We start from the raw sequence: 25,821 nt of genomic DNA on the forward strand, positions 1-25,821 counted from the left end.
GGCCAATCAACGAAGCGCGAGGGAACATCATGAGCAGGGTTGCATTCGTCACCGGCGGCACGCGCGGCATCGGCCGGGCCATCGTCGAACGGCTGGTCTCCGACGGCATGAAGGTGGCCGCCGGCTACAGCGGCAACGAGGAGGCCGCCAAGGCCTGCGCCGACGAGCTGGGCGTGATGGTGGTGAAAGGGAATGTGGGAAGTTTCGACGACTGCAAGCGGGCGGCCGATCTGGTGGCCGCGGAGCTGGGGCCTATCGACGTGCTGGTCAACAACGCCGGCATCACCCGCGACGGCTTCTTCCACAAGATGACCTACGAGCAGTGGAGCGAGGTCATCCGGGTCAACATGGACTCGGCCTTCAACATGACCCGCCAAGTGATCGACGGCATGCGGAACCAGGGCTGGGGCCGGGTGGTCAACATCTCCTCGATCAACGGCCAGAAGGGCCAGGTCGGCCAGACCAACTACAGCGCCGCCAAGGCCGGGCTGATCGGCTTCACCAAGGCGCTGGCGCTGGAGAACGCCAAGAAGGGCATCACGGTCAACGTCATCTGCCCGGGCTATATCGACACCGAGATGGTCTCGGCGGTGCCGCAGAACGTGCTGGACGGCATCATCGCCGGCATCCCGGTCGGGCGCCTGGGCAAGGGCGAGGAGATCGCCGACATGGTCTCCTACCTGGCGGGCGAACGGGCGGGCTTCGTCACCGGCGCGACGTTCACGCTGAACGGCGGGCAGTATCTGGCGGCTTGATACGGCAGGCCGGCGGTGCGACACCACTCGCCGTCGGTGTCCGTAAATCCGGGGACACTATATAGATTTCCTGGACGACCAGCGATGCGACTTCCGCCAGGCGAAATCGGGAAATCTATATAGTGTCCCCGGATTTACGCTTGCCGGCGGAGGGGTGTGCTTGCGCTGCCACACCCTACGGCGCCTTGATCGGCGCCGTTTCCCAGTCCAAGATTCGCCCCAGTCGGAGTGCAGACACCGGGGCATGGCCGTAAGAGGTGCGAGATATCCAGCCGCCGCATTGGCGCTGGCGGCGGTGATCGCCGGTTTGTCCGCGCCCGCGGTGCATGCGCAGCCAAAGGGCGGCGGCTCGCCGTTCGGGTCGCTGGGGGACATGCTGTTCCCGGGCAAGCCGGAGAACCGCCCCGCCGCGCCGCCGGTGGCCCGCTACGTCTCCGAAACCGGCCAGGCCTTCACCCTCGACCGCTCGACCGCCAAGCCGATGCTGCGCTTCGAGGGCAGCAACGAGATCTGGGTGCTGGAGCCGCACACCGGGGCGCGGGGCGACACCCTCTACAAGAACGACGCCGGCCGGGTGGTGTTGCGCGACACCAAGGTCGGCGGGCTGATCCTGTTCACTCCCGAGCGCCGCGAGGGGGCCGCCGCCGCCCTGTCGGGGGAGACTCGGCCGATCCGCCTGGCGCCGGTGGACTACAAGTCGCTGATGCGCCGGCTGCTCGTGGCCAGCACCGTGGTCAGCAAGGCGGCGCGGCGGCAGATTCCCTTTCAGGCCGAGGCCTCGACCGCCTCTTCGGCGCTGATCGCCGACGCCGCCGTGGTGACGACCGACGGCCTGGTGCGGATGTCCAGGACCCCGGAAGGCCAGGCCCAGCTGCGCCGGGTCAACCTGGTGTTCCTGACCGAGGGCCCGCGCCCGGGCGTCATCCTGCGCCAGGGGGTGCTGATCGTGGTGGTCACGCCGCGCCTGGGGGTCAGCGGTCGGCCGTCGTCGGAACGCATCGTCTTCGCGGCCGCGCGCTAAACGATCCGGCCTTGCGCCACAAAAGTGTCCCGCGGGTAACACCTCGCCCATATTGAGCGGGCGTTCCCTATTTCGGGTCACATGGCCCTTGGACCCCAACGGAACTGGCTACATTTTGCGGCCGTCCTTCGGGGGGAGGGCAAAGGCCCTGGTCAGGCCCGCCGAGCTCGGCAGCTCGAGGCTTGACCAGGGCGACCCCCCAGCCTTTTCCCAGAATCTTCAGGCCGCGTCGGCCCGCGCCTCCAGGGCCAGGCCCGTCTGCGCCACCGACTGGACCAGCTGGCCCAGCCGCTGGACGATCATGTAGGCGCCGGCCAGCAGGGCCGGTTCCTGCATCCGCTCGACCGTGCACAGATAGCCCGAGCCTGACTTGACCACCCAGCCGCGTTCCAGGAATTCGACCAGCCGCCGGCGCACCACCTCGTAGGGCAGGTTCAGCCGCTCGGCGATCTCGCGCGGCTTGGCGGCGCGGCGCAGATTGTCCGGCGGCGGGGTATCGGCCCCGGCGTAGCGCTGGGCCAGGGCCGGGTCGTAGGTGATCCGCTCGGCGTTGGCCGACATGGCGGCGACGAAGACCAGGGCGTTGAACATCGTCTCATGCGGCCCGACGCCGGCCTCGAGCGTGCGCAGGAAGTAGTTGTGGATCAGGCGGTGGGCGGCGAGCTGGGCCTGCAGTTGGTCGCTGGACGGGGCGGGCAGGGGGCCGCCGTTGAAGGTGGCCGCGGTGACGCCCAGCGCCGCCAGGTTGCCCAGCAGCAGCCCAAAGCCCTCACAGACCCGCGCCGCCTCCGTCCGGGCGACGGCTTCGGCGACCGGCGCGGCCAGCGGGCGGCCATCGCGGGCGGCGATGCAGAGGCCGGCTTCCTCAAGATCCCGCACCTTGCGGCGCACGGTCTCGAACGGCAGGTTCAGGGAGCGGGCCAGGGCGCGGACCGAGATGCCGCGCTCGGGATCGGCCGAGGCCTGGACCAGGGCCAGCCAGGTGACCGCCCGGATGAAGTCGCCGTCATGGCGGGCGGTCAGCAGGCCGATCTCGTCGAGCAAATAGTCGGAGGCGCAGCGGAAGATCAGTCGCTGCAGGCCGCGTCGGGCTTCGGGATCGGATCCCCAGTCGGACATGGAACGTGTCGCCTCGCGGTTGAACGACCCGTTTCGAGGATTTGCACCTTGCGCGCCATCAGGCGATCCGTCGCTGCGACAACACGCCCTATGCTGACCTTGGGTAAGGCTCCCAGCCGGGCACGGCCATCTCGAAGCCCGAGAAGTCGAACCCCGGGGCCACGGTGCAGCCGACCAGGGTCCAGTCGCCGGTCGAGGCGGCGCTCTGCCAGACGCCGGCCGGGACGAAGACCTGCGGCTTCTCGCCCGCTTCCAGGTCCTTGCCCAGCTTGACCGTGATGGCCGTCTCGCCCTCGCGCGCCAGCTTCAGGGCCAGCGGGGCGCCGTCGTAGAAATGCCAGACCTCGACCGCGTCGACCCGGTGCCAAGCGCTCTCCTCCCCGGGCTGCAGCAGGAAGAAGATGGCGGTCGACTTGGCGCGGCCGTCGGGGCCGGGCTCGTCGCGGAAGGTTTCCTTGAACCAGCCGCCCTCGGGGTGGGGGGCGAGCTCCAGCAGGCTGATGATCTCGGAAGCGCTGATCACCCCTTGAACGCGTCCTTGGCCGCCCGCACGGCCCCGAAGGCCTCCGCCGGGTCGGCGATGTCGGGGCGCAGCAGCGGCGCGCGCAGGAAGGGGTTGGTGGCCTTCTCCAGGGCGATGCTGGTCGGCACGGTCGGCTCGCCCCGCTCGCGGGCGGCGAAGATCTGCTCGGCGCGGGCCTTCAGGGCCGGACCCTTGTCGACCGACAGGGCGAAGCGGGCGTTGGCGGCGGTGTACTCGTGCGCGCAGTAGACGGTGGTGTCCTCCGGCAGGGCGGCGACGCGCTGCAGGCTGGCCCACATCTGCGCCGCGTCGCCTTCGAACAAGCGGCCGCAGCCGAGGGCGAACAGGGTGTCGCCGACGAAGGCGATGTGATCCGCCGCATCGAAATAGGTGATGTGGCCGAGCGTATGGCCGCCGGTGTCGATGACGTCCAGGCGGGTTTCGCCCAGCATGACATGGTCGCCGTGAACCACCACCCGGTCGGGCGGGGCGATGCGGGCGACCTCGGCGGGGCCGACGACGGTGCAGCCGGTGGCGGCCTTCAGCGCCTCGTTGCCGCCGGCATGGTCAGGGTGCCAGTGGGTGTTGAGGATCAGGTCGAGGCCCCAGCCGGCCTTGGCCAGCTCGGCTTTGATGGCCTGCGCGTCCGGCGTATCGATACAGGCGACCTGGCCCGTGGCGTCGTCGCGAACGAGAAAGCCATAGTTGTCGGACAGGCAGGGGAACTGCCGGACGGTCAGGGTCATGCCTTCGCCTCAAACTGCGATTCAAACGACAGCGGGTGACGCCGCCGCGTCGCGCACCTTACATTGCCTGACAAGTGAAGCGGGAGACGCAATGCGTCGCGACGTGCTGGAACTTCGCGCCTTCTACGCCTCGGCCCGGGGCGGCGCGGCGCGTGAGATGCTCGGCCGCAAGGTGGTCGAGGCCTGGGGCGACGCCGCCGGCCTCGATGTGCTGGGCCTGGGCTATGCGACGCCCTTCCTCGATCCGCTGCGGCCCCGCGCCCGGCGGGTGATCGCCGCCATGCCGGCGCAGCAGGGGGTGGAGGTCTGGCCGGGCGGGCGCGGGAACCTGACCGTGCTGGCCGACGAATTCGCCCTGCCTCTGGCCAACGCCCTGTTCGACCGCATCCTCTGCGTCCACGCCCTGGAGGAGAGCGAGAGCGCCGGCGCCCTGCTCAGCGAGGTCTGCCGGGTGCTGGCCCCCTCGGGCCGGGTGATCGTGGCGGCGGCGGCGCGCAACGGCCTGTGGTCAAACGCCGAGGGCACGCCGTTCGGCCACGGCCGGCCGTTCACCCGCGGCCAGCTGGAGGACCTGCTGCGCGAGGCGGGGCTGGAGCCGACGGGCTATACGCGCGCGCTCTACGCGCCGCCCTTTGCCTGGGCGGCGCGCTGGGCCGACGGCTTTGAGCAGGTCGGGGCGCGGCTGTGGCCGGGTTTCGCCGGGGTGATCCTGATGGAGGCGGTGAAACAGACCTTCGCCGTCAAGCCACGCGGCTCGCGGGCGCGGATCCGCAGCCGTGCGCCCGGAATTTTGGCGCCGGTTCCGTCGGGGCGCGTTTCACGAGATCAGCCCTTTGACGGCGGGGCTCCGCGCGCCTAGCTATTGCGAGCGTCGCAAAGGATCCGCGCCATGAAGATGATCGTCGCCGTCATCAAGCCCAGCCGTCTCGACGCGGTGCTGGACGCTGTCACCGAGGCCGGCGCCTCCGGCCTGACGGTGACCGAGGTGCGCGGCTATGGCCGCCAGAAGGGCAAGACCGAGGTCTATCGCGGCGCCGAGTACGAGGTGAAGCTGCTGCCCAAGGTGAAGCTGGAGATCGCTGTGCCGGCCGACATCGTTGACACGGTGATCGAGGCCATCGTCCGCTCGGCCAACAGCAGCAAGATCGGCGACGGCAAGGTGTTCGTGCTCGACCTGGAACAGGCCCTGCGCATCCGCACGGGCGAGAAGGACGCGGCGGCAATCACGGGGTAGTCCTCCCTCCCCGAATGGGGAGGGTAGACGCGCGGTACGCGCGTCGGGTGGGGCTGTCGGCAGAGGCTGTTGGGATGCGGTGACCTACTTCCCCACCCGGCCTTCGGCCTGCCCTCCCCAATTCGGGGAGGGAGGTTACGGGGAAAATCATGACCGCTTGGACCTTGGGAATCATCGGCGGCTCGGGCCTCTATGACCTGCCGGGTCTTGAAGACCGCCAGACCCAGGAGGTGGCCTCTCCCTTCGGCCAGCCCTCCGGTCCCATCGTCACCGGTCGCCTCGGCGCCGTGAGCCTCGCCTTCCTGCCCCGCCATGGACCCGGCCACCGGCTGTCGCCGACCGAGGTCAACGCCCGGGCCAACATCGACGCCCTCAAGCGGCTGGGTTGCACCGACCTGCTGGCTCTGTCGGCCGTCGGGTCGCTGGCCGAGGCGCTGTCGCCCGGAACGTTCGTCACCGTGGCCCAGTACATCGACCGCACCTTCACCCGCGAAAGCTCCTTCTTCGGCGAAGGCCTGGTGGCCCATGTGTCGATGGCCGAGCCGACCTGTCCGCGCCTGTCGCGGCTCGCCGCCGAGGCCGCCCGCGCGGTCGGGGCCAGGGTGACCGAAGACGTCACCTACCTCGCCATGGAAGGCCCGCAGTTCTCGACCCGGGCCGAGAGCCGCCTCTACCGGTCCTGGGGGGCGCAGGTGATCGGCATGACCGGCATGCCGGAGGCCAAGCTGGCCCGCGAGGCCGAGCTGCCCTACGCCTGTGTCGGCATGGTCACCGACTACGATGCCTGGCGGGAGGACGAGGCCGGGGTCGAGGTGACGGACGTGCTGGCCGTGCTGAGCGCCAACGCCGCCCGGGCCCAGGGCCTTGTCGTGGCTCTGGCTGGCGCCTTGCCGACGAGCCGCGAGCCCTCCCCGATCGACCGCAATCTCGACCAGGCCATCATCACCGCGCCCTCGGCCCGCGACCCGGCGATGATCGCAAAGCTGGACGCCATCGCCGGTCGCGCGCTACGCAAGGGCTGACACCGGCAAGGCAGGGGGCAGCCATGACCGACATCGCCCGGACGACTGAGAGCAAGACCACCGAGAGCAAGCGGCTCGACGCCTTCGTCGATGCGGCCTTCGCCTTCGCCGTCACCCTGCTGCTGATCGCCGGCGCCGAGCCGATCGTCTCGATCGGCGGATTGCAGACGGCGCTTCTGAACATCCCGACCAGCGCCGCCTGCTTCGCCCTGGTGGCGGTGTTCTGGCAGGCGCATCGCAACTACGGCCGGCTGGCCCCGACGCGTGACGCCCTGTCGACCCTGCTCAGCCTGGGCGTGGTGTTCTCAGTGCTGGTCTATGTGTTTCCGCTGCGCATGCTGGTCAGCTCCGGCTTCCACTATATGAGCCGCGGGGTGCTGCCCGGCTCGGCCCTGATCAATTCGTTCGATGACCTGAAGCTGCTCTATGTCGTCTACGGCATCGGCTTCGCCTTCCTGTCGCTGCTGTTCGTGCTGCTGTTCCGGCATACGGCCAAAGTCGGCGACCGGCTGGGCGCGACGCCAGAGGGGCAGGCCGACGCCGCCGACTCGGCGGTGATCTGGCTGTTCTGCCTGATCTCCGGACTGGTCTCGGCCCTGGTGGCGGCGTTCGGTCCGCTGCGGGCCGCGCCCTACCTGCCAGGCTTCTGCTACTGGATCATCCCCCTGGCCATCTGGCTGCGCTACGCCCTGATCCGCCGGGCCGGAGGCGGGAAGCCGAAAGCAGGGCTGAAGCCGAAACGATCCCGCAAGGCCGCTTGACGTAGAGAACTTTGCAAGACAAAGTATCATTCTCATCATCTGGGGAGATCGCCATGCGCCGTCTGTTCGCTACCGTCAGCTTCGTCATCGCGTTCGGTGCCGCCCTTGGGACCGCCGGGACCGTCCTGGCTCAGCAGCCCGACGAGGCGACCATCACCGCCCGGATGGCGGCCCAGAAGGCCGCTCTGGCGCCCTTGTCCCGCATTGATGGGGAATGGCGCGGCACGGCCTGGATCGCCGACCGCACCGGCAAACGCACCGTGCTGGTGCAGACCGAGCGGGCCGGCGACATGCTGGACGGGACGGTGAAGGTGATCGAGGGCCGCGGCTTCGAGGACGGCAAGCAGGTGTTCAACGCCTTTGCCCAGATCAGTTATGACCCGGACAAGAAGACCCTGACCATGCGCTCCTACACACGGGGCTATCAGGGCGACTTCCCGTTCGAGACCACGGCCGACGGCTTCATCTGGACCATTCCGGCCGGGCCGAACGCGGTGATCCGCTACACCGCCGTAATCAAGGACGGGACCTGGGTGGAGAAGGGCGAATATGTGCCCAACGGCGGCGCCGGCATGCAGTTCATGGAAATCAACCTCAAGCGGGTCGGCGACACCAAATGGCCGGCCGAAGGCGGTCTGGGACCCAAGTAGCCCTACGCCTCCCCCTTGTTCCCACTGGACCTGTGGAACAGCTGCAGGGTCCGCAAGCGCGCCAGTTTGGCGCTGTCGGGATGGTAGTCGGCCCGGCGGTCCGAGAAGAAGCCGTGGCCGGCGTCGTAGAGGTAGATCGGCAGCTCCGGGTGCAGGGCGCGGATCTCCTCGATCCGCTCGGGCGGGATGGAGGCGTCGGTCTTGCCGAAGTGCAGGATGGTCGGACAGCGCGGCGTCTCGTCCTTCAGCTCGCTGATCCGGCGGCCGTAGAAGGCGCTGGCGGCCGTGACGCCCTCGCAGCGGCAGGCCGCCAGCCAGGTCGCCGCCCCGCCCCAGCAGTAGCCGGCGACGAACACCGGGCCGCGAGCCTTCAGCTGGTCGATGGCCGCCTGGCAGTCGCCGGCCACCTGGTTCCAGGGGGTGGCGTTGGAATACTGCACGCCCCTGGCCACCGCCTCCTGGCTGTAGTCGGCCTCGAAGCCAGGCTCCAGCCGGTCGTAGAAGCTGGGGGCGATGACCTCGTAGCCGTCGGCGGCGAAACCGTCGGCCAGCTCGCGGATATGGTCGGTGACCCCGAAGATCTCCTGGATCAGCAGCAGGCCGCCGCGCCGGGCGTCCTGGTGCGGCGCGTGGTAGGCGCCGAGGCTGAAGCCGTCGAACTTGCTGGTCAGTTTGAGGGTCTCGCCCATCAGCCCGCTCCGTTGGCCTCGAACAGGGCCAGGGTCCGCTGGCGGGCCAGCTTCGCATCGTCGAGGTCGGAGTCCGGACGGCCGTCGTTGTTGAAGCCGTGGCCGCTGGCTTCGTAGATGTAGACCGGCACGTCCGGATGGGCGGCGGTGACCTTATCCTTCACCTCGTCGGCGGGGATGTGGGCGTCCTTGCGGCCGAGATGGACGATCACCGGGCAGCTCAGCGGCAGGCGCGCCATGCCGGCCACCTGGCCGCCGTAGTAGCTGGCCCCGGCGGCCAGGCCCGTGACGCGCGAAGCGGCCAGCCAGACCATGGTGCCGCCGTAGCAGTAGCCGACGATGAACACCGGGCCCTTGTCCTTCAGGGCGTCGACGCAGGCCTGGACGTCGCTCATGGCGTTGTCGGGGCCGTTGGCGGTGGCCAGCTTGACGCCGGCGGCGACCCCGTCGGGATCATGCTCGGCGGTGAAGCCCTTCTGGCCGCGATCGAACATCGACGGGGCGATGACCTCGAAGCCGAGGGCCGACCAGCGGCCGACGTCGGCCTCGACATATTGGTCCAGGCCGAAGATCTCCTGGATGACGACCACCCCGCCGCGCCGTGCGCCTTGCGCCGCCGCATGCAGGGCCTCGAATTGAAAGCCGTCGTGCGGGCTGGTCAGGGTGATGCGGTCGGTCATCGGCGTTCCTCTTGTTGGCCTCAGAATCGCACGACCGGCCGACGGAGAAACCCTAGATTTTCTTCACGATGCACTGCCCCGCCTTCTGCATCCGCGCGGCCTCCTCGAAGGCGCGGTCGGAGAGGTCTGGGAGAGCCTTCAAGAGGGTGGTGTCGACCTGGGCGGCGCCGAGGCGGGCGTTCTGGCGGTTCAGGAAGACCAGCACGAACGTATCGCCGGCCGACAGGGCCTCGATGAAGGCGACGCGGGTGTCGAGGTGTCGGGTGGCCTCGGCCTCGTTGTCGGAGCGCTCGTAGCTCAGGCCGACCTCGGCCCGGTGCGGCGTGCTGCTGCTGGTCATGTAGATGTAGTTTCCGGACTTCACCGCCACGCCGTTCGAGCCCCAGGCGACGTAGGTCCAGTCCTTGTCGGGCGTGGCGCTGGCCGGCAGCGGCGGGCCGACGAACAGGTCGCCGACCGGCCACCAGGGGTGTTTCGCGCCGGCCTTACTGAACGGGGCCGGCGGCGTCTGGCCAATCCATTCGTAGCGCAGGTGGACCCGGTACTCCGCCGTCTGGCCGGCCGGGTCGGCGAGATCGAAGGCATGGGGCGGGTCGGCGACCAGGTTCTCGCGGCTGACCGGCACGATCAGGGTCGCCTCGCCGTCGTTGCGGAAGCTCTTGCCGTCGCCGAACAGCCGCGCCTCCAGCCGCCCGCCGGGCAGCGCCAGCCTGACGTCGCATTGCACGAAGGTCTCGGCCGCCGCCGGGCCGGCCATCGCCGCCATCGCCCCGGCGGCAAATATCAGCATCCGCATGGATCGCCCCCTTTGGAAGCCGACACTGTGCTGCCCTCCCGCCGACTTGGCTAGCGGCGTCAGAAAGCCTTCTCGTAACCGGCTTCCATCTCGGCGCAGGCCTTGTGCGAGCCCTCGAACTGAGCCGGCGTGTGCCAGGAATAGGTGACGGCCATCATCCGGCTGGTCAGGCCGCCGCGCAGGAAGACCATGGCCTCGTCGAAGCTCTTGCCCTGGTCCTCCGAAACGCGGGTGGCCGCCGAGGCGAAGAAGCCGGCCGCCCGAGTCCTGGCGGGATCGACCTTGGCCGTCTCGCCGGCTTCGGCGGCCTTGTCGGCCTCGACCATGTAGATCGCCGCGCAGAACAGCATCGGCTCCCACCAGGGCTTGCCGCGGTAGGCCTCCAGCTGTCCTGTGGCGTCGGCGGGCACCACCTTGTCGGCGGCCAGGGCTGGACCGGCCAGGGCTGGACCGGCCAAGGCGGCGGCCAGGACGAGGGCGGGGATCAGGCGGCGCATGGGCGTTCTCCAGGTCTGGTCGGCTCGGCTAGCCGAACGCCTTGCGATAGCCGGCCAGGATCTGGTCGCAGGCCTTGGTCCAGTCCGCGACGAAGGTATCGTCGATCTCGTTGAAGGCGACCGCCGTCGCGTAGTTCTCGACCTTCGGTTTCGCGGCCGCCATCCCCTGGTCGTAGGTCATGCCGCGATCGGTGCTGTAGCGGGTCGCCGAGGCGACCAGGAACTCCGCGGCCTTGCCGGAGGCGGCCCAGCCGCCATCGTCGTCGCCGGCCTCGCTCAATCGGCGGCCGTTGAAGACGTGGAAGCCGGCGCAGGTGTTCAGGGGCGTGGTCCAGGGCTTGCCGCGATGCGGCTCCAGCGCGCCGGCCGCCGTGGCCGGGACGATCTGGTCGGCGGCCATGGCCGGCCCGGCGAGGGCGGCGACCAGGGCGAGGGTGCAGAGGATCAGGCGCATCGGGAAACTCCGGTCTTGCGCCAGAGTGACATCCCGCCCGTCAGGGTCATCCCCCAAAGCGGGGGGAGGGGCGGACCTGATCGGCGCCTTCAGAGCGCGTTCCGATAGGTGGGAACCGGTTATCGGACCAAACGCGCGACCATGAAGAAGCTAGAGCAAGCGATTTGATTCCATCAAATCGCGCCCTGCTCTAGCGAAAGGCGCCGTGGTCGCCGGGTTGGATCGCGGACAGGATGGGGTCGGCCTTGCGGGACCGTCGCTTCGGCGCCGCCGGTTCGGCCGGCGGCGCGGCCTTGGCGGCCTCGTGCCGCATCTGGGCCAGCCAGCCGCGGGCCATGACATTGGACGGGTCCATCTCCAGCACCCGCGCCAGGCCGGCCGTCGCGCCCGCCTCGTCGCCCGTGAACCAGCGGCAGAGGGCGATGTTGTAGAGGCCGGCGCTGGTCTCGCCGAACAGGGCTTCGGACCGCCGGTAATAGTCGATGGCGCGCCCATATTGCCCCATCTGCTGCAGCAGGCTGGCGATGTTGAAGAAGGTGTCCGGTCCGCCGGGCGTGGCGAACACATTGTCGGCGAAGCGGTCGACCATCTCGATCAACTCGTCCCACAGCTGCGGCGGATAGAGGCCGGCGGCGTGTTCGGCCATCAACAGGCCGACCATGGCGTCGAACACCGAGGGGTCGAAGCTGCCGGCCGCGGCCAGTTCCAGGAACAGCGGCAGGGGCGGCGGCACGCCGGCCTCGGCCATGTGGCGGATGCTCTCGCTGATCACCGAATGCGACACCAGGCCGAAGAAGGTGTCGGCGGCGACACGGGTCTCGTTCAGCGCCGCGAACGGCTGGCCGAAGCTGAACAGGGCGATGTTCACCGACCGGTCGCGGGGCTGGTGCATGTAGTCGCCGCCCAGCCTGGCGGCGTAGCGGGCCAGCAGGCCGAAATCGACCGAACCATAGAGGAAGGCCCCCGGCATCATCAGCCCGGGCTCGACGGTCGCGAAGGCCGGGAAGCGGGTGGTGCCGAGGTCGGCGGCGACCACCAGCATCGGGCCGGTGACGAGGCTGCGCAGATTGCGCAGGCAGCGCATGGCTCCGACCGGGAACAGGATCCAGTAGTCGCCCTCGCCCCCAAACTCGCCCTGTCCCAGACAGTCGGCCAGGGTCGCGTCGAAGTCGGCGTCGCCATAGTAGGGCAGGGGCGCGGGCCGGTAGGTCCAGGTCATTCCGACCCCCTGCAGGTCGGCCGGTTCCTCGCCCTGCGGCAGACCGGTGAGGCTGACCAGGCCCTCGTACAGCCTGCCGCCGCTGACCTTGAACAGGTCCATGGGCAGGGAATCCAAGAGGTAGTTGGCCAGGAAGACCGGCGGATTGACCGCCTGGCGCCCGACCGGCCCGACCGCCGTTCCGGCCAGGACGTCGAACCGCGCCGCCTCGACCTCGCCGGCGGCCAGCAGGGGCCCCAGGCCCGCCTGCTCGCGCCAGCTGTCGACGTTGGCCTGGGCCAGATCGCTCATCACCTGGGCGAGGCGCAGGGTCCCCAGGTCCAGGTCGCGCCGCAGGCTGGTCAGGGCCAGGGCCAGGCGGTAGCCGAAGCCACCCGACCCGGCCCCCAGCTCGATCACCGGGAACGGCCGGGCCGCCGTCGCCAGCTTCAGGCGGCGGCAGTCCTGGGCGTAGCGCAGCGCCACATGGGCATAGCGCATGGCCATGCCGGGATTGATGGTCACATGGTTGGGCACGCCATCGTCGTTCCAGGCGCGCGGGCCCCGCTGCTCGTAGAAGGTCCGCAGGCGAGGCCAGAGGACACTTTCGGAGAGCCGTGACGGCGGCGAGCGGGGCGGACGGGCCATCAGTGCTTGGTCCAGTTCGCCTTGGTGTCCAGGTCGTCCTTCTCGCGGATGACGCCGAAGGTGCTCTTCTTGGGCCCCACCGGCATCTGGTAGTTGGCGCGCCAGACCAGCCGGCGGAGCGTTTCTTCCCAGGCCTCATCGCCGGTCGGGGTTTTCAGCTTGGCCGAGGGGTTCTGATAGTCGGCCCTGACCGTGTATTTGAAAATCTCACCGCCGTTATCGAGGATATTGATCAGCTTCTTTTCGGCCCGGTTGTAGTGCTTCTGGTTCATGGCGTTGGTGCCGGGCGCCAGGTTTTCCTTCTCGTCTCCCGGCCCGCCCAGCCGGTCGGACAGCATGTGCATGCGCACATAGCCGGGCTTGGTGCTGGGATGGATCATCTTCCAGCCCTTCAGCCTTCCCCAGGACCTGGGCTTGGCGCTCGGCGGGTTGGCGCCGGCGCCCACTGCCTTGCCGGCCTTGAGTTCGAGGTTTTCAGCCGTCATGTGCCGGACCACGCCGCCGATCATGTTGGACTTCCATCGTCCCACGCCTCGCATCCAGGGCGCGTTGCTGAGCCCGCTCCACATCTGCACAGCCGGCGCCCCCGCGCCGGGCGCCGGTCCGGTTGGCATGGCGGCCGGGCCTTCAGCGGTCTTGGCCATGGGCCCCGCGTAGCGCGCCAGCAGGTCGCCGGCCGGCTGGCCGCGCACCACGCGGTCGGCGACGGCGTCGGCGTGGCGTTCATGGGCGTCGCCGGGCCGGCCGACGCCGCCCGCAAGGCCAAGGCCGCTCCGTTGCTGGATGATGTGGGCCGCCTCGTGGGCCGCGACCCGCAGGGACGGCGGACGGGCGAAGGCGATGCGCTCGCGCGTGGCGTAGCCGCCCTCGGTTCCCATCGCCCGGCTGGCGGCGGCGGCGGCTCCGCCGACCACCGAGCGGACGCCGCTGATGTTGTGGTTGGCCCCGAAGGCGCGGGCGATGCGCTCGGCGTGGGGCAGGGTTGAGCCGGCGTGCTTGACGCCGCTGTCGGCGATCCGCTGCACATCCGCCAGGGAGGTGACGCCGCCGAGCGCCTGGAGGATGGGGGGCGGGCGGCTTCGCGTGGACATTCGAAAGTACAGCCCCAAGACGCATCGCGGGAAACGCAGCCAAAAGACTATTCCCGCCCCGCCGGCAGATCAATCGCGGCCCGGCGGTCTCACCAGTTCGGCTTGGTCATGATCCCAGCGGCTTCCTTGATGGTGACGGCGAGCTTGTTCCAGACGCCCTTGCTCGTCGTCCAGTCGGCGAAGCAGTCCATCTCCTTGAGCGTCGTGTTCTGCAGGGCGGCGGTCGCGGCGACCGGTGAAACCCCGGCCTGGTAGGTGGAGTCGACGATATAGTTGTGGACGATGGCCCCCTTGTTGAGGGCGGTGATCACCGGCGATTCGAACTGATTGCTGTGGCGGCTGTTCATGGTCGAGGAGCCTGGCGCGAGGTTGCCCTTGTAGGTTCCGCTGCCGCCCAGCCGCCCGTTCAGGAAATGCATCCGCACATAGTTCGGCGGACCGCGCCCGTGGGTGAGGTTGCCAGCCTTGAGCGCCAGCCAGCCGACCGGATTGGCCCGGGCCGGGTTCTTCGTCTTGGCGACCTTCTTGCCCGCCTTGAGCTTCAGGTTCTTGGCCGAAACCTTGGTGGCTGGGCCCTTTGAGCCGCCGGCCATCTCCCACTGGCCGTAACCCCGCAGCCAGGGCGACCGCTTCAGCCCGATCCACAGCATCTGGACGGCCGGCTCCGACGTCCCGGGCTTGGCCTGCGGTCCGGCATAGGGGGCCAGCAGGTCGTGGGCCGACTGGCCGGCGACCACGCGGTCGGCGACCGCGTCGGCGTGGCGCTCATGGGCGTCGCCGGGCCGTCCGACGCCGCCGGGCAGGGCAAGGCCGCCGCGTTGCTGGATGATGTGGGCCGCCTCGTGGGCCGCCGTTCTCAGGCTCGGTGGACTGGCGAAGGCGATGCGGTCCCGGGTGGCGTAGCCGGCGGCCCCCATGGCCTGGCTGGCGGTCGCGGCGGAGCCGCCGATTGTCGTGCGGACGCCGCTGATGTTGTGGTTGGCCCCGAAGGCGCGGCCGATGCGGTCGGCATAGGGCAGGGGCGACCGGGCGCGCGCGACCCCGGCGTCGGCGACGCGCTGCACATCCGCCTTGGCCATGGGGCCGCCGAACGCCTGGACGAGCGGTAGCGCCGCGTGACTTCCCATGGACGATCCCGTCCCACACCCCAGGCGACAGAGTGCAAGAATTCTCGCCCAAGTCTAGCGGCGAGGTCAGGGCACGATGCCGCTCATCAACGGGCCGATCTCCTCATGCAGCACCAGGTCGGCGTAGGGGTCCTGCTCGGTCGGCTCGCGATTGACGATGACCAGCCGGGCGCCGTTGCGCTTGGCCATCAACGGAAAGCCGGCGGCCGGGTAGACGACCAGGGAGGAGCCGAGCACCAGGAACAGGTCGCAGGCCATGGTCTCGCCCTCGGCCAGGGTCATGGGGCCCAGCGGCATAGGCTGGCCGAAGGAGATGGTCGCCGTCTTGACCAGGCCGCCGCAGGACCGGCAGGCGGGGATCTCGCCGCGCTCGACGAAGGCGGGCTTCAGGTGATGCAGCTCGTGGCGCAGGCCGCAGTCGAGACAGGTGGCGTAGGAGGCGTTGCCGTGCAGCTCGATGACCCGGTCGTCGGGAATGCCGCTGTCCTGGTGCAGGTTGTCGACGTTCTGGGTGATGACGCTGGAGACCTTGCCCTGGGCGACCAGCCGGGCGACCGCGTCATGGCCGGCGTTGGGGCTGCGACCGGTCCAGCCGGCCGTGCCGTTGAAGGCGCGGGTCCAGGCCTCGCGGCGGCGCGCCTCGCTGGCCACGAAATCCTGGAAGTAGATGGGCTTCATCTTCGACCAGACGCCGCCGGGGCTGCGGAAGTCGGGGATGCCCGATTCGGTGGAGATGCCGGCGCCGGTGAAGACGACGACGCGGGTGGCGGCGTCGATGAACTGGGCGAGGCGGTCGGCGGGGGACATGGGGCTAACTTAGGGAGCCACACCCCATCCTGTCATCCTTCGGTCGCGCGAAGCGCGATCCGGAGGACCCACCGTGGAGGCGGAACCGCCTGGAGGCTGCGATCCGTCACGACCGCCAGAGCCAACCCGGACCATCCATGCGCCTGGCGGACAGGTGGGTCCTCCGGATCGGCTTCGCCGACCGAAGGATGACAGCCAAGGGTGGGGCGTAGGCCCTAAACGTTGAACCGGAAGTGCATCACGTCGCCGTCCTTGACGACATACTCCTTGCCTTCGGAGCGCATCTTGCCGGCTTCCTTGGCCCCCGCCTCGCCGTTCAGGCGCACGAAGTCGTCGAAGGCGATGGTCTCGGCGCGGATGAAGCCCTTTTCGAAGTCGGTGTGGATGACGCCGGCCGCCTGGGGGGCGGTGTCGCCGACGTGGATGGTCCAGGCGCGGGCTTCCTTGGGGCCGACCGTGAAATAGGTCTGCAGGCCGAGCAGCTTGTAGGCCTCGTGGATCAGGCGGTTGAGGCCGGGTTCTTCCAGACCCAGGGCTCCGAGGAACTCCTCGCGCTCCTCGGCGGCGAGCATGGCCACCTCGCTCTCGATCTGGGCCGAGATGACGACGCTGTTGGCGCCGTCCTTGGCGGCGCGCTCGGCGACCAGGTCGGAATATTTGTTGCCCTTGTCGGCGCTGCCCTCGTCGACGTTGCTGACATAGAGGGCCGGCAGGGAGGTCAGGAGCTGGAGCATGTGCCAGGCCTTCTCGTCCTCCTTGGAGATGTCGGCGGTGCGGGCCGGGCGGCCGGCGTTCAGCTGGGTCAGGGCCAGGTTGCAGAGGCGCAGGGTGTTGGCGCTGTCCTTGTCCTGGCGGGCGCGTTTCTCCAGGTTGGGGACGCGCTTTTCCAGGCTCTCGAGGTCGGCCAGCATCAGCTCGGTTTCGATGATGTCGAGGTCGCTCAAGGGATCGATGCGGCCCTCGACGTGGGTGATGTCGTCGTCTTCGAAGCAGCGGGCGACGAAGGCCACGGCGTCGCAGTCGCGGATGTTGGCCAGGAACTGGTTGCCCAGGCCCTCGCCCTTGCTGGCGCCGCGCACCAGGCCGGCGATGTCGACGAAGTTGATGCGGCTGGGGATGATCTCCTTCGACCCGGCGATGGCGGCCAACTTGTCGAGCCGCGCCTCCGGCACCGCCACGTCGCCGACGTTCGGCTCGATGGTGCAGAAGGGATAGTTGGCCGCCTGGGCCTGCGCCGTCTGGGTGAGGGCGTTGAACAGGGTCGATTTGCCGACGTTGGGCAGGCCGACGATCGCGACTTTCAGGGCCATGGCTTAGGCTTTGGAATCCGGCAGGTGAAGAAGGTCGGGCGACCTAGCACGCCCTGCCCGTAAAGGCGACCTTTCAGGCCCTGCTCGCTTTACGCCTTGCCAAGCGCCTCGGCGGCGAAGTCGCGCCAGTGGCGGGCTTCCTTGCGGAACTGAGTGTTGGCGCGGCTGGCGCGTTTCTCGATCTCGACCATGGCCTCATCGGCTTCGGCGGTCCGGCCCTGTTCGGCGAGGAAGGCGGCGTAGCGGGCCAGACCCTCAAGACCCGGCAGCCGGCCGGCGGCCCAGCCGTAGGCGGTGTCGGCCTCGCTGGCGTTTCCCAGCATGTGGTGGGCGCGGCCCATCAGCAGGGCGGCCTGCGGCGTGCGGCCGGCTTCGCCCAGCTCGCCGAGCTTCTCGAGTAGGGGCAGGGCCTCGGCCGGACGGTCCAGCTCGATCAGGGCGCGGGCGCGGCCGAACAGCAGGGCCGAGTCCTCGGCGTGGATACCGTGGGCGGCGTCGGCGTACATCCGCTCGGCCTCGTCATGGCGGCCCAGCCCGGAGGCGGCGGCGGCCAGGCGCATGCGGTTGGCGACGGTGGGGCTGTCCTCGACCAGGGCCTGGGCGGCGCGGTACTCGCCCTCGGGGTTCAGCGCCTGCTTGGCGGCCTGCTGCAGCCGGCGCGAGGTCGCCCCGCCGGTGAGCTCCGGCAGGATGTAGACCACGGCGTAGACGACGCCGCCCAGCGGCTGGAAGGCCAGGATGATGAACAGCCAGTACATCTCCTTGCCCGTCTTCACGACGTGGACGCAGAGCAGGATGGAGAAGACGAGGCTGAAGCCGATACCGAAAAGCATGGTTTGAACTATCCCCCGGGACCGTCCTTAGCTCAATCCGAGCCGCGCATCGAGAGGCGGGAATCCTCCAGGGTGAACTGGCTGACGCCCCAGTCCACGCAAAGCGCCTCTCCCCGGAAGGTGTCGCCGCTCGGACCCTCGCCGATGCTCCACAGGCCCGGCCAGGAAAGGCCTTCGAGGCCCGTCGGACTGGCGCCGACCAGCGAGGACCAGGGCTGCTCTTTGTCTCGCCGCCAGAGCAGTCCACCGGGGCCCATGGCGGGGCAGAGGCGCAGGTCGAGCGTGAAGAGCTCGCCGCCAACCAAGCTGGGACCATGCCAGAAGTGGGGGCTGCGGCCCGGCGTCCGGGCGACAATGGCGGTGAGACGTTGCTCGGGCCCGCGCAGGCCGAGCCAGAGCATGGGCAGATGGCCGGGACCATGGGTGCAGAACAGAGTCTGCGGCGCGGGGGCGTCCAAGGCCGCGATCCCCTGGATCGAGAGATCGATCACCGCCGTGTCACTCGGGCGAGTCTCGATTGGCGATATCTGGCGGCCGGGGGCGAGCCTGGTCTTGGCGAGGTGCGGCGGCAGCGGCCAGGCCAGCTGCTCGCGGCGTTCGCCGGTGTCGTCGAGCACCTGGTAGCGCAGTCCGGCATCGTCCAGCGCCGCCTGGACACAGTGGAGGTATTCGATCCCCTCCGGCATCCGGTGAGCAGTCCCGGCCCCGGCCGTGCATAGCTGCAGGACACCTTCGCGGACCTGGACGTCGAAGGCCAGGATGTGGCTGCAGACATAGGCCAGGACGCCGGCCCGCACGAGCGCCGCCCACAGGGCGCGGCCGCATTCCGGATCGATGTCGCGTTGACAGACGCCGGAGAAGCCGTTGACCGAATGCACCGGATGGTGGCCGACGACAATCTTGCGCCGCGCGTCGCCATGCTGGGCCAGGGCGGCTTCCAGCCAGGCCACGTCGATGTAGCCCTCGCCGCCAAGGCCGGACCAGAGGGTGTGGACGAAAACGATCAGAAGGTCGCCGCGGCGGACGACATAGGACAGCCCCTCCTGGCCCGGCGGACCGTTTCGCGGCATGCCCAGCACCTCGCTGAACACCCTTTCGCTCATCGGGTCATAGGCGGTGTGGTTGCCGGTGGCGTGCCAGACGGGGATCGCATCCCGGTCCAGCCAGGCCGTCTCGACCTCCAGCCAGTGGCGCCATTGGGCGCGCAACTCGGTCTCGTCGAGAGTCAGGCCGATGACCTCGTCGCCTGGGAAGACGATGAACTCCGGCGGTGGGGCGAGCCGCCGCACCACGCTGTTCACGCGGGCGAAGGTGGCCTCATGCGGCGCACCGGCGACGCCGGAACAGGCGTCGCCGTAGAGGACGAATTGGCAGCCTTCGCCGCGTGGCGACAGGGCCGGGATCGGAGGCAGGGCTTCTGCGCTCATGAGTGGAAACTCGTAGGTCGAGGATGGAATGCCGAACGCGCGCCGGGCGGCGAGCAGGGACGAAGGCCGGCTAGCTTCGTCGGGCAATGATCCTCAGGCGATGCGTCATAGACCGAGCCTCGGGGTGGAAGGCCCGCCTGTCAATCGTTGTCGCGCAAGGCCCGGCGCGGATCGGCTTTCACCGCCGGCGCCAGGCGCAGAACCTCGGCCTGATAGCGCTCGTCGTCACCCTCCAGGGCGAAGGGCAAAGCGTCGCAGATCGCTTCCAGCATCGGGTTCAGCCAGTCGCGGTCGACCTTGTGGAAGTCGCTGAGCACATGGCCCTGGACCAGTTCCTTGTCGCCCGGGTGGCCGACGCCGATTCGGGCGCGGCGGAAGTCGGGGCCGATGGAAGCGATGGTCGAGCGGATGCCGTTGTTGCCGGCCGCGCCGCCGCCGGTCTTCATCCGGAAGCGGCCCGGGGCCAGGTCGATCTCGTCGTGGAAGACGATGACGTCGGCCGGGGCGATCTTGAAGAACTTGGCCGCCTCGCCGATCGAGCGGCCGCTCTCGTTGTAGAACTGCTGGGGCTTGAGCAGCAGGACGCGGTGGTCGCCGACCGTTCCCTCGCAGGCCAGACCCTGGAATCGCGCCCGCCAGGGCGAGGCGCCGATCGACCGCGCGATGGCCTCGACGGCCACCCAGCCGACATTGTGCCGGGTGCGGGCATAGCGTTCGCCCGGATTGCCGAGGCCGGCGAGCAGCAGCATGGCGGGGTCCCCTTATGCAGAATGCGGCCAGGCGTCGCCGCCTGACCGCATTCCAAAAGTCTTCGGCGCCAGGCGCTCTTAGGCTTCGGTTTCGCCCGAGGCTTCGTCGTTGATTTCCGACAGGGCCGCCGACGACACCTTCAGGGTGGCGATGACGAAGTCGCGGTCGGCGATGGCCGAGGTCACGCCCTTGGGCAGGGTGATCTCGCTCATGCGGATGGTGTCGCCCATTTCCTTGGTCGACAGGTCGACGACCAGTTCTTCGGGAATGGCGTTGGCCGGGCAGTTCAGCTCGACTTCGTGACGGACGATCTCCAGCGAGCCGCCCTTCTTCAGGCCGGGGCTGACGTCCTGGCCCTTGAAGTGGACCGGAACGTTGATCTTCACGGTGCCCTTTTCGTCAACGCGCATCAGGTCGAAGTGGTGCGGGTTGTCGGTGACCGGGTGGAACTGGACGTCCTTGGCGATGACCGGCTGGCTTTCGTCGCCGTACTTCAGCGTCACCAGGTGGCCCAGCAGCTTGCCGGTGTAGAGCGCCTTGCGGAACTCGTTTTCCTTGACCGCGATGGCCACGGGGGCCTTGTCGCCGCCGTACAGGATGCCAGGGACCTTGCCCCCGCGGCGGGCTTCACGGGCGCCGCCGGTACCGGTGCGGTCGCGGACTTCGACGTTGAGGACGATCTCGGCCATTGTTCTTGCAGTCTCAAAACGAAGCCGCCGCGCGAAGTCTCCGCGCGGCGACGGTCGGTGAATTTAGGGTCCGGGTCGATACACTCTTTGAACTGTGAGTGCAACGGCCCGGAGTCGGATTCCCAGGCTGTTTAGCCGCCCTTGGCCTTGGGCTTGGCGGCCGGCTTGGCCGGGGCCTTGGGCGCGGGGGCCTTGGTCGCCACCACCACCACCGGCTTGGGCGGTTCAATCGGCATCGGCGCACCGGCGCTCTTCAGCGTGCATTGGCCGGTGTCGATCAGCACGTGCTGGCCCAGGCAGAAGACGTCCTCGTAGTGCGGCTTGGCGGCGGCCAGGCACTGGTAGAGCATCAGCTTGGACATGTTCAGGCAGAACATGGAGGGCTCGTCGGTGAACAGCGGGCCCAGGCCGATCAGCTTGTCGTCGCCGGCTTCGCCCAGGGCGGCCAGGGCGGCCAGGGCCAGGCCGCGGACGACCACGGGCGAATAGGGGGCGCTGGCGGTCTGGCCGACGATGCCGTCGGGACCGGTCGGCGAGCCGCCGCCGAGGCTGGCGGTCTGCATGCGGCCGACCTCCTCAATGTCGCCGCGGATCGGCGTCGAGGACAGGACGCGCACGTCGGCCAGACGGCCTTCGCGGTTGGGCACGAATTCCTTGGACCATTTCTGGCGCTGCACGTCATAGGCCGACTGCTTCACGGCCCGGCCGGTCAGCAGCACCTTGGTGCCGTCATTGCCCAGGGCCGAGACGATCAGGCCGGCGGCGCGGTCGGCGCCGGGGTAGTTGGTCACGGTCCAGGGATTGGCCAGGATCTGGGCGGCGATGCGCTGGCGCTGCGCGGGATCGACGGCGTAGGTGCGGATGTTGGCGACGTAGGCCTGGTCCTGCAGGGCGATGACGGCGGCGTAGGCGATGGAGCCGCGCAGCAGCTGCTTGGGCTCATAGGCGGCGCCGGCCCGCAGGGAGCTGGCGACCACCGTGGCGTCGGCGAAGTCGGTCGGGGTGGCGGCGGCCCGGCTCATGTAGCCGCGCCAGGCGCTGGCTTCCTCGAACAGCGAGGCCGACAGGCTGATGGCCGGCGGCGGCGGCGGGGGCGGCGGCAGCACAGGGGCGGGCGGCGGTTCGGGCGTCGAGCAGGCGGCGAGCACGAAAGTGGCGGCAAGGGCCGCAAGGCCGGCCAGCACGGAATGTCTGTTGGTCATGGTCGAAAGCTTTCCCCGGAGCCTACAGGGCGGTCAATAGCATGTCGCTCCGGGCGGGAATGTGACGTCCGGGCGTTAACCATAGCTTGACGGACCGTGAATAGCGACGCGGCCGATTGTTCAAATCAATCAAACAGTTTGGAAACCGACTCTTCGTTGGCGATGCGTCGAATGGCCTCGCCGATCAGCGAGGCGCTCGACAGCTGGCGGATCTTGCTGTTGCCCTGGATGAAGTCGGGCTGCTCGATGCTGTCGGTGACCACCACCTCGCGCATGACGCTGTCGGCGATGCGCTGGTTGGCCGGGTCGGACAGGACGCCGTGGGTGACATAGGCGCTGACCTCGGTGGCTCCGTGCTCGGTCAGGGCCTTGGCGGCGTTGCACAGGGTGCCGGCGCTATCGACGATGTCATCGAACAGGATGCAGGCGCGGCCCGAGACGTCGCCGATGATGTTCATCACCTCGCTCTTGCCGGGGCCCGAGCGGCGCTTGTCGACGATGGCCAGGTCGCAGCCCAGCCGGTTGGCCAGGGCCCGGGCCCGGACCACGCCGCCGACGTCGGGCGAGACGATCATCAGCTCGCTGGCCTTGCGGCCGTACTGGCTGACGATGTCATTGGCGATCAGCGGCGAGGGCAGCAGGTTGTCGGTCGGGATGTCGAAGAAGCCCTGGATCTGGCCGGCGTGCAGATCCATGGTCAGCACCCGGTCGGCGCCGGCCCGGGTGATCAGGTTGGCCACCAGCTTGGCCGAGATCGGGGTGCGGCCGCCGGTCTTGCGGTCCTGCCGGGCGTAACCGAAGTAGGGCAGCACCGCGGTGATCCGCCGGCCCGAGGCGCGCTTCAGCGCATCGATGCAGATCAGCAGTTCCATGAGGTTGTCGTTGGCCGGGTAGCTGGTCGACTGGATGACGAAGACGTCCTCGCCCCGCACGTTTTCGTCGATGGTGACGAAGACCTCGTTGTCGGCGAAGCGGCGGACCTGGGCCTTGGTCAGGGGCATGTCCAGGTACTGGGCGATAGCGCCCGCCAGCCTTCGGTTGGAGTTGCCAGCCAGCAGCTTCATCGGACGACTCTTCGCGGGAGGAATGTTGCCGGGTCTGTAGGGGGGCGGAGCGATCCGGGCAAGGCGGATTCGGACGCTATCCGAGAGAGTCGAGCGAAGGCCCGCCGAGCCAGGTCTTCCAGACAACCACAGCGGCCCAGTGGAGGAGAACCGCCGGCCAGATTGAACCGGTGCGCCAGCGGGTCAGGGCGCAGGCCAGGCCCAGCAGGCCGGTGACGAGCAGGAAGTCGGGGCGGGCGAACAGGTCGCGGGCGCCGGGCAGGAAGGTGAAGCCTTCGAGGGGGTGCCAGAGGACGTAGAGCAGGGTGGAGACGGTGATGGGCGGCGCCGGGTTGGCGGTCTCGGCGCGGGAGGGCAGCAGGCCCCGGAAGACGGCCTCCTCGCCAATGGCCGGGACGAAGAAGACGGTCAGCAGGGTCATGGGCAGGGCGGCGAGGTCGCCGGGGCTTAAGGCGTAGAGGCCGGTCGTCAGGCCGATGGCGGCCATGGCCAGGAGGGCCGGCAGGCCGACGAGGGCGGTGAAGGTCCAGCCGGCGGCGTCCGGCAGGATGCGGAAGCTCAAGATCAGCCGGGTCAGGTATCGCCGCATGATTCCTCCTCAGGCCCACATGGTTAACGGCGCGTTTACCTCTCCGCCCCAAACCCGTCCCAAAGGCGTGGGACTTGAAACGCCTCGCCAGCAGGAGACCCCCATGGACCGCCGCAGCCTGATTCTTTCCGGCCTCGCCACCGTCGGCGTCACCGCCTGCGCCTCGACCTCGGGCAACGGGGCCGATCCGGGGGTGACCCAGGACCGCAGCATCGAGACCTACACGGTCGGCGAGATCAAGAACCAGACCAGCGACTTCCTCGGCGTGGCCGCCGAATCCGTTGGCCAGGTGGTCGAGCGGGTGTTCCGCGACCAGGGCGAACCGACGGCCTACATCGCCGGCGAAGAGGGCAGCGGCGCGGTCGTCGCCGGCCTGCGCTACGGCCGCGGCCTGATGTACATGAAGGACAAGCCGACCATGGAGGTCTTCTGGCAGGGTCCTTCGGTCGGTTTCGACTGGGGCGGCAACGCCTCCCGCGTCTTCACCCTCTGCTACAATCTCTACTACCCGGACATGATCTTCCGCCGTTATCCGGGGGTCGATGGCTCGGCCTATCTGGTCGGCGGCCTGGGCGTGAACTACCAGCGCGCCGACGGCATCGTCCTGGCCCCGATCCGCACCGGCGTCGGCCTGCGGCTGGGCGCCAACCTCGGCTACCTGTCCTACAGCCGCGAGCGCAACAACTGGCCGTTCTAGGTCAGTTATCGAAGCGGCCAGGCATTATACCGCCAGCCGAGCGACCAACAAAATAAGCCGGCGCCGCCCGAAGGGCGCGGAATTCGGGCCAGACCCCATGGCCTGTTGGTTTTGGCGTGGGCCGGGGCTGCGCGGATGTCGCCCGCGGCGTTGGTCGGGGTGTTGGTCGATGCGCGGGGATTGTTGGCCGAAAGCGCGCCGGCGCGACCAACGCCCCCCGGTGGGTCCGTGGCGGCGGCCGTTCGACAGGCTGAATATGTCTAGACATATTCAGCAAGCCATTGAATTAAATTATATTTTTTGCTCGGGGCGTCCGGGGCCTGTGGCGGCCGCGCGTCGAACGATCAAGGCTGGGGCTGCAGCAGGTCCCAGCGGTTGCCGTAGAGGTCTTCGAAGACGGCGACGGTTCCGTAGGGCTCGTGGCGCGGCGCTTCCAGGAAGGTGACGCCGGCGGTGGTCATGGCGGCATGGTCGCGGGCGAAGTCGTCGGTGTGCAGGAACAGGAAGACCCGGCCGCCGGCCTGGGCGCCGATGGCGCTGGCCTGCTCTGGGTTGGCGGCTTCGGCCAGCAGCAGGGCGCAGCCGCCGCCGGGCGGCGTTGCGGTGACCCAGCGCTTGCCGCCGCCCAGGGCGATGTCCTCGATCGTGAAGCCGAGCTTGTCGCGGTACCAGGCAATGGCGTGGTCGTAGGTTTTGACGACGAGGGTGAGGGCGGCGATGTGGGGTTGCATGGCGACCTTATAATTCCTTCTCCCGCTTGTCGGGAGAAGGTGGCGGCCGAAGGCCGACGGATGAGGGCAGAGCCGGCCAAGGAAGATTAGCGATCGCGCCGAACCGCGCCAGAACCTGGGTAATCGGATGAGCCGGCGCTGCCCTTGTGTGTTTGCGATCTGTCATTGTGCCGATTGCGGGCGGTCGTAGCAGCGACCGCCCGCGACGGCAGTAAGCCCGTATGCCCTCAGGAGTGATCCCGTGGATGAGCAGGGGCCGCTGTCGCCTTCTTCCAAACCCGAACAGTTGCATGCGGCATGACCGCGAACGTGCAAGGAAGGGATGAGAGGATGCCACAGACAGGCGTTGTTGTCGGTATTGATGTCTCGGCTGATCGGCTGGACGTCGTGGTTCTGGAAAGTGGCGAGGTTCTCGCCTTCACCAACAGTCCGGAGGGCTGGGCGGCGCTGGAGCGGGCTTTGACCGGCCGGCCGGTCAAAGCCATCGGCATCGAGCCGACGGCTGGATATGAGCGGGGCGTCGTACGCTGGTTGCAGGCAGCGGGTCTGCCGGTGCGGATGGTCAGCGGTTACCGGTTGAGGCGCTTTGCCCAGGCCTGTGGGGTGGCGGCCAAGAACGACAAGCTGGACGCCCGGATGATCGCCCGCTTTGTCCAGGCCGTGCCCTGCCGTGAGCCCAGGCAGGATCCGGCCGCCGAGGCGCTGGCCGAG

30 protein-coding genes are annotated in these 25,821 nt (G+C 69.0%); 9 read left to right on the forward strand and 21 right to left on the reverse strand.

All coding sequences use genetic code 11. The annotated features are described in order from the left end of the window. The first annotated feature begins 29 nt into the window (after positions 1-29). Together AC1RSK_RS10140 and AC1RSK_RS10145 are read left to right on the forward strand one after the other, a co-directional pair. Positions 30-755 (forward strand): beta-ketoacyl-ACP reductase, encoded by a 726-nt coding sequence (locus AC1RSK_RS10140; RefSeq protein WP_492907385.1) that lies wholly within the window; start codon positions 30-32, stop codon positions 753-755. Positions 756-999: 244 nt separating this feature from the next. Next, positions 1,000-1,776, forward strand: a complete 777-nt coding sequence (locus AC1RSK_RS10145; RefSeq protein WP_492907386.1) for a DUF4908 domain-containing protein — start codon at positions 1,000-1,002, stop codon at positions 1,774-1,776. Between the two features lie 219 nt (positions 1,777-1,995). Here the strand turns inward: AC1RSK_RS10145 and AC1RSK_RS10150 are convergent, their stop codons facing one another. The 3 genes from AC1RSK_RS10150 to gloB all read right to left on the reverse strand — a co-directional run bounded on the left by AC1RSK_RS10150 (position 1,996) and on the right by gloB (position 4,164). Then, entirely contained in the window at positions 1,996-2,895 is a 900-nt protein-coding gene (locus AC1RSK_RS10150) for a hypothetical protein (protein WP_492907388.1), read from the reverse strand. Between the two features lie 88 nt (positions 2,896-2,983). Next, the gene (locus AC1RSK_RS10155) at positions 2,984-3,418 is read right to left on the reverse strand and encodes a cupin domain-containing protein (RefSeq protein WP_492907389.1); all 435 of its coding nucleotides are present in this window, start codon (positions 3,416-3,418) and stop codon (positions 2,984-2,986) included. After that, positions 3,415-4,164: a hydroxyacylglutathione hydrolase gene (gene gloB / locus AC1RSK_RS10160; protein WP_492907390.1), complete on the reverse strand. Its 750-nt coding sequence runs from the start codon at positions 4,162-4,164 to the stop codon at positions 3,415-3,417. Before gloB ends, AC1RSK_RS10155 begins: the two co-directional genes overlap by 4 nt. Positions 4,165-4,255: 91 nt before the next feature. Here gloB and AC1RSK_RS10165 point away from each other — a divergent pair, with 91 nt between their 5' ends. The 5 genes from AC1RSK_RS10165 (at position 4,256) to AC1RSK_RS10185 (ending at position 7,831) form a co-directional block, all read left to right on the forward strand. After that, entirely contained in the window at positions 4,256-5,023 is a 768-nt protein-coding gene (locus tag AC1RSK_RS10165) for a class I SAM-dependent methyltransferase (protein ID WP_492907391.1), read from the forward strand. 30 nt (positions 5,024-5,053) lie between these two features. Next, positions 5,054-5,398, forward strand: a complete 345-nt coding sequence (locus AC1RSK_RS10170; RefSeq protein WP_492907392.1) for a P-II family nitrogen regulator — start codon at positions 5,054-5,056, stop codon at positions 5,396-5,398. Positions 5,399-5,547: 149 nt separating this feature from the next. Beyond that, positions 5,548-6,420 carry an S-methyl-5'-thioadenosine phosphorylase gene (gene mtnP / locus AC1RSK_RS10175; protein ID WP_492907393.1) on the forward strand — a complete coding sequence of 291 codons (873 nt, stop codon included), beginning with the start codon at positions 5,548-5,550 and terminating at the stop codon, positions 6,418-6,420. Positions 6,421-6,443: 23 nt separating this feature from the next. After that, a complete protein-coding gene (locus AC1RSK_RS10180; protein WP_492907394.1) occupies positions 6,444-7,181 on the forward strand; it encodes a TMEM175 family protein in 738 nt (245 codons plus the stop codon). A gap of 53 nt (positions 7,182-7,234) precedes the next feature. Beyond that, positions 7,235-7,831, forward strand: a complete 597-nt coding sequence (locus AC1RSK_RS10185; protein ID WP_492907395.1) for a DUF1579 domain-containing protein — start codon at positions 7,235-7,237, stop codon at positions 7,829-7,831. A gap of 2 nt (positions 7,832-7,833) precedes the next feature. Here AC1RSK_RS10185 and AC1RSK_RS10190 read toward each other — a convergent pair whose 3' ends face one another. From AC1RSK_RS10190 to AC1RSK_RS10270, 17 genes are all read right to left on the reverse strand, one after another. After that, positions 7,834-8,520: a dienelactone hydrolase family protein gene (locus tag AC1RSK_RS10190; RefSeq protein ID WP_492907396.1), complete on the reverse strand. Its 687-nt coding sequence runs from the start codon at positions 8,518-8,520 to the stop codon at positions 7,834-7,836. Next, on the reverse strand, positions 8,520-9,200 hold the full coding sequence (locus AC1RSK_RS10195) for a dienelactone hydrolase family protein (RefSeq protein WP_492907397.1): 681 nt from the start codon (positions 9,198-9,200) through the stop codon (positions 8,520-8,522). The genes AC1RSK_RS10190 and AC1RSK_RS10195 overlap by 1 nt, the downstream gene beginning before the upstream one ends. A 52-nt stretch (positions 9,201-9,252) precedes the next feature. Then, entirely contained in the window at positions 9,253-9,996 is a 744-nt protein-coding gene (locus tag AC1RSK_RS10200; protein ID WP_492907398.1) for a hypothetical protein, read from the reverse strand. A gap of 59 nt (positions 9,997-10,055) precedes the next feature. Further along, on the reverse strand, positions 10,056-10,493 hold the full coding sequence (locus tag AC1RSK_RS10205; protein WP_492907399.1) for a hypothetical protein: 438 nt from the start codon (positions 10,491-10,493) through the stop codon (positions 10,056-10,058). Positions 10,494-10,521: 28 nt separating this feature from the next. Further along, the gene (locus AC1RSK_RS10210) at positions 10,522-10,947 is read right to left on the reverse strand and encodes a hypothetical protein (RefSeq protein WP_492907400.1); all 426 of its coding nucleotides are present in this window, start codon (positions 10,945-10,947) and stop codon (positions 10,522-10,524) included. 190 nt (positions 10,948-11,137) lie between these two features. After that, a complete protein-coding gene (locus AC1RSK_RS10215; RefSeq protein ID WP_492907401.1) occupies positions 11,138-12,793 on the reverse strand; it encodes a tetratricopeptide repeat protein in 1,656 nt (551 codons plus the stop codon). Continuing rightward, positions 12,793-13,884 carry a DNA/RNA non-specific endonuclease gene (locus tag AC1RSK_RS10220; RefSeq protein WP_492907402.1) on the reverse strand — a complete coding sequence of 364 codons (1,092 nt, stop codon included), beginning with the start codon at positions 13,882-13,884 and terminating at the stop codon, positions 12,793-12,795. The genes AC1RSK_RS10215 and AC1RSK_RS10220 overlap by 1 nt, the downstream gene beginning before the upstream one ends. 89 nt (positions 13,885-13,973) lie before the next feature. Beyond that, positions 13,974-15,011 carry an eCIS core domain-containing protein gene (locus tag AC1RSK_RS10225; RefSeq protein ID WP_492907404.1) on the reverse strand — a complete coding sequence of 346 codons (1,038 nt, stop codon included), beginning with the start codon at positions 15,009-15,011 and terminating at the stop codon, positions 13,974-13,976. Positions 15,012-15,077: 66 nt separating this feature from the next. Beyond that, positions 15,078-15,818, reverse strand: a complete 741-nt coding sequence (locus AC1RSK_RS10230; protein WP_492907405.1) for an SIR2 family NAD-dependent protein deacylase — start codon at positions 15,816-15,818, stop codon at positions 15,078-15,080. A 215-nt stretch (positions 15,819-16,033) separates the two neighbouring features. Continuing rightward, a complete protein-coding gene (ychF, locus tag AC1RSK_RS10235) occupies positions 16,034-17,128 on the reverse strand; it encodes a redox-regulated ATPase YchF (protein WP_492907406.1) in 1,095 nt (364 codons plus the stop codon). A gap of 89 nt (positions 17,129-17,217) precedes the next feature. Then, entirely contained in the window at positions 17,218-17,961 is a 744-nt protein-coding gene (locus AC1RSK_RS10240) for a tetratricopeptide repeat protein (RefSeq protein ID WP_492907407.1), read from the reverse strand. A 32-nt stretch (positions 17,962-17,993) separates the two neighbouring features. After that, on the reverse strand, positions 17,994-19,388 hold the full coding sequence (locus tag AC1RSK_RS10245; RefSeq protein WP_492907408.1) for a metallophosphoesterase family protein: 1,395 nt from the start codon (positions 19,386-19,388) through the stop codon (positions 17,994-17,996). 140 nt (positions 19,389-19,528) lie between these two features. After that, complete coding sequence (gene pth / locus AC1RSK_RS10250; RefSeq protein WP_492907409.1) at positions 19,529-20,137, reverse strand: aminoacyl-tRNA hydrolase; 609 nt, start codon at positions 20,135-20,137, stop codon at positions 19,529-19,531. Between the two features lie 78 nt (positions 20,138-20,215). Further along, positions 20,216-20,827, reverse strand: coding sequence for a 50S ribosomal protein L25/general stress protein Ctc (locus tag AC1RSK_RS10255; protein WP_492907410.1), 612 nt, complete (start codon positions 20,825-20,827; stop codon positions 20,216-20,218). A gap of 131 nt (positions 20,828-20,958) precedes the next feature. Next, positions 20,959-22,029: a hypothetical protein gene (locus tag AC1RSK_RS10260; protein ID WP_492907411.1), complete on the reverse strand. Its 1,071-nt coding sequence runs from the start codon at positions 22,027-22,029 to the stop codon at positions 20,959-20,961. A 125-nt stretch (positions 22,030-22,154) separates the two neighbouring features. Further along, on the reverse strand, positions 22,155-23,093 hold the full coding sequence (locus AC1RSK_RS10265; protein WP_492907412.1) for a ribose-phosphate pyrophosphokinase: 939 nt from the start codon (positions 23,091-23,093) through the stop codon (positions 22,155-22,157). Positions 23,094-23,169: 76 nt separating this feature from the next. Beyond that, positions 23,170-23,682: a CPBP family glutamic-type intramembrane protease gene (locus AC1RSK_RS10270; RefSeq protein WP_492907413.1), complete on the reverse strand. Its 513-nt coding sequence runs from the start codon at positions 23,680-23,682 to the stop codon at positions 23,170-23,172. A gap of 103 nt (positions 23,683-23,785) precedes the next feature. Here AC1RSK_RS10270 and AC1RSK_RS10275 point away from each other — a divergent pair, with 103 nt between their 5' ends. After that, entirely contained in the window at positions 23,786-24,379 is a 594-nt protein-coding gene (locus AC1RSK_RS10275) for a DUF1134 domain-containing protein (RefSeq protein WP_492907414.1), read from the forward strand. 344 nt (positions 24,380-24,723) lie between these two features. Here the strand turns inward: AC1RSK_RS10275 and AC1RSK_RS10280 are convergent, their stop codons facing one another. Next, positions 24,724-25,110 carry a VOC family protein gene (locus AC1RSK_RS10280; protein ID WP_492907416.1) on the reverse strand — a complete coding sequence of 129 codons (387 nt, stop codon included), beginning with the start codon at positions 25,108-25,110 and terminating at the stop codon, positions 24,724-24,726. A gap of 330 nt (positions 25,111-25,440) precedes the next feature. Here AC1RSK_RS10280 and AC1RSK_RS10285 point away from each other — a divergent pair. Then, positions 25,441-25,821 (forward strand): IS110 family transposase (locus tag AC1RSK_RS10285; protein WP_492907417.1); only part of this gene is annotated, 381 nt, incomplete at its 3' end.

Source organism: Caulobacter sp. GW821-FHT11A05, from assembly GCF_058809015.1.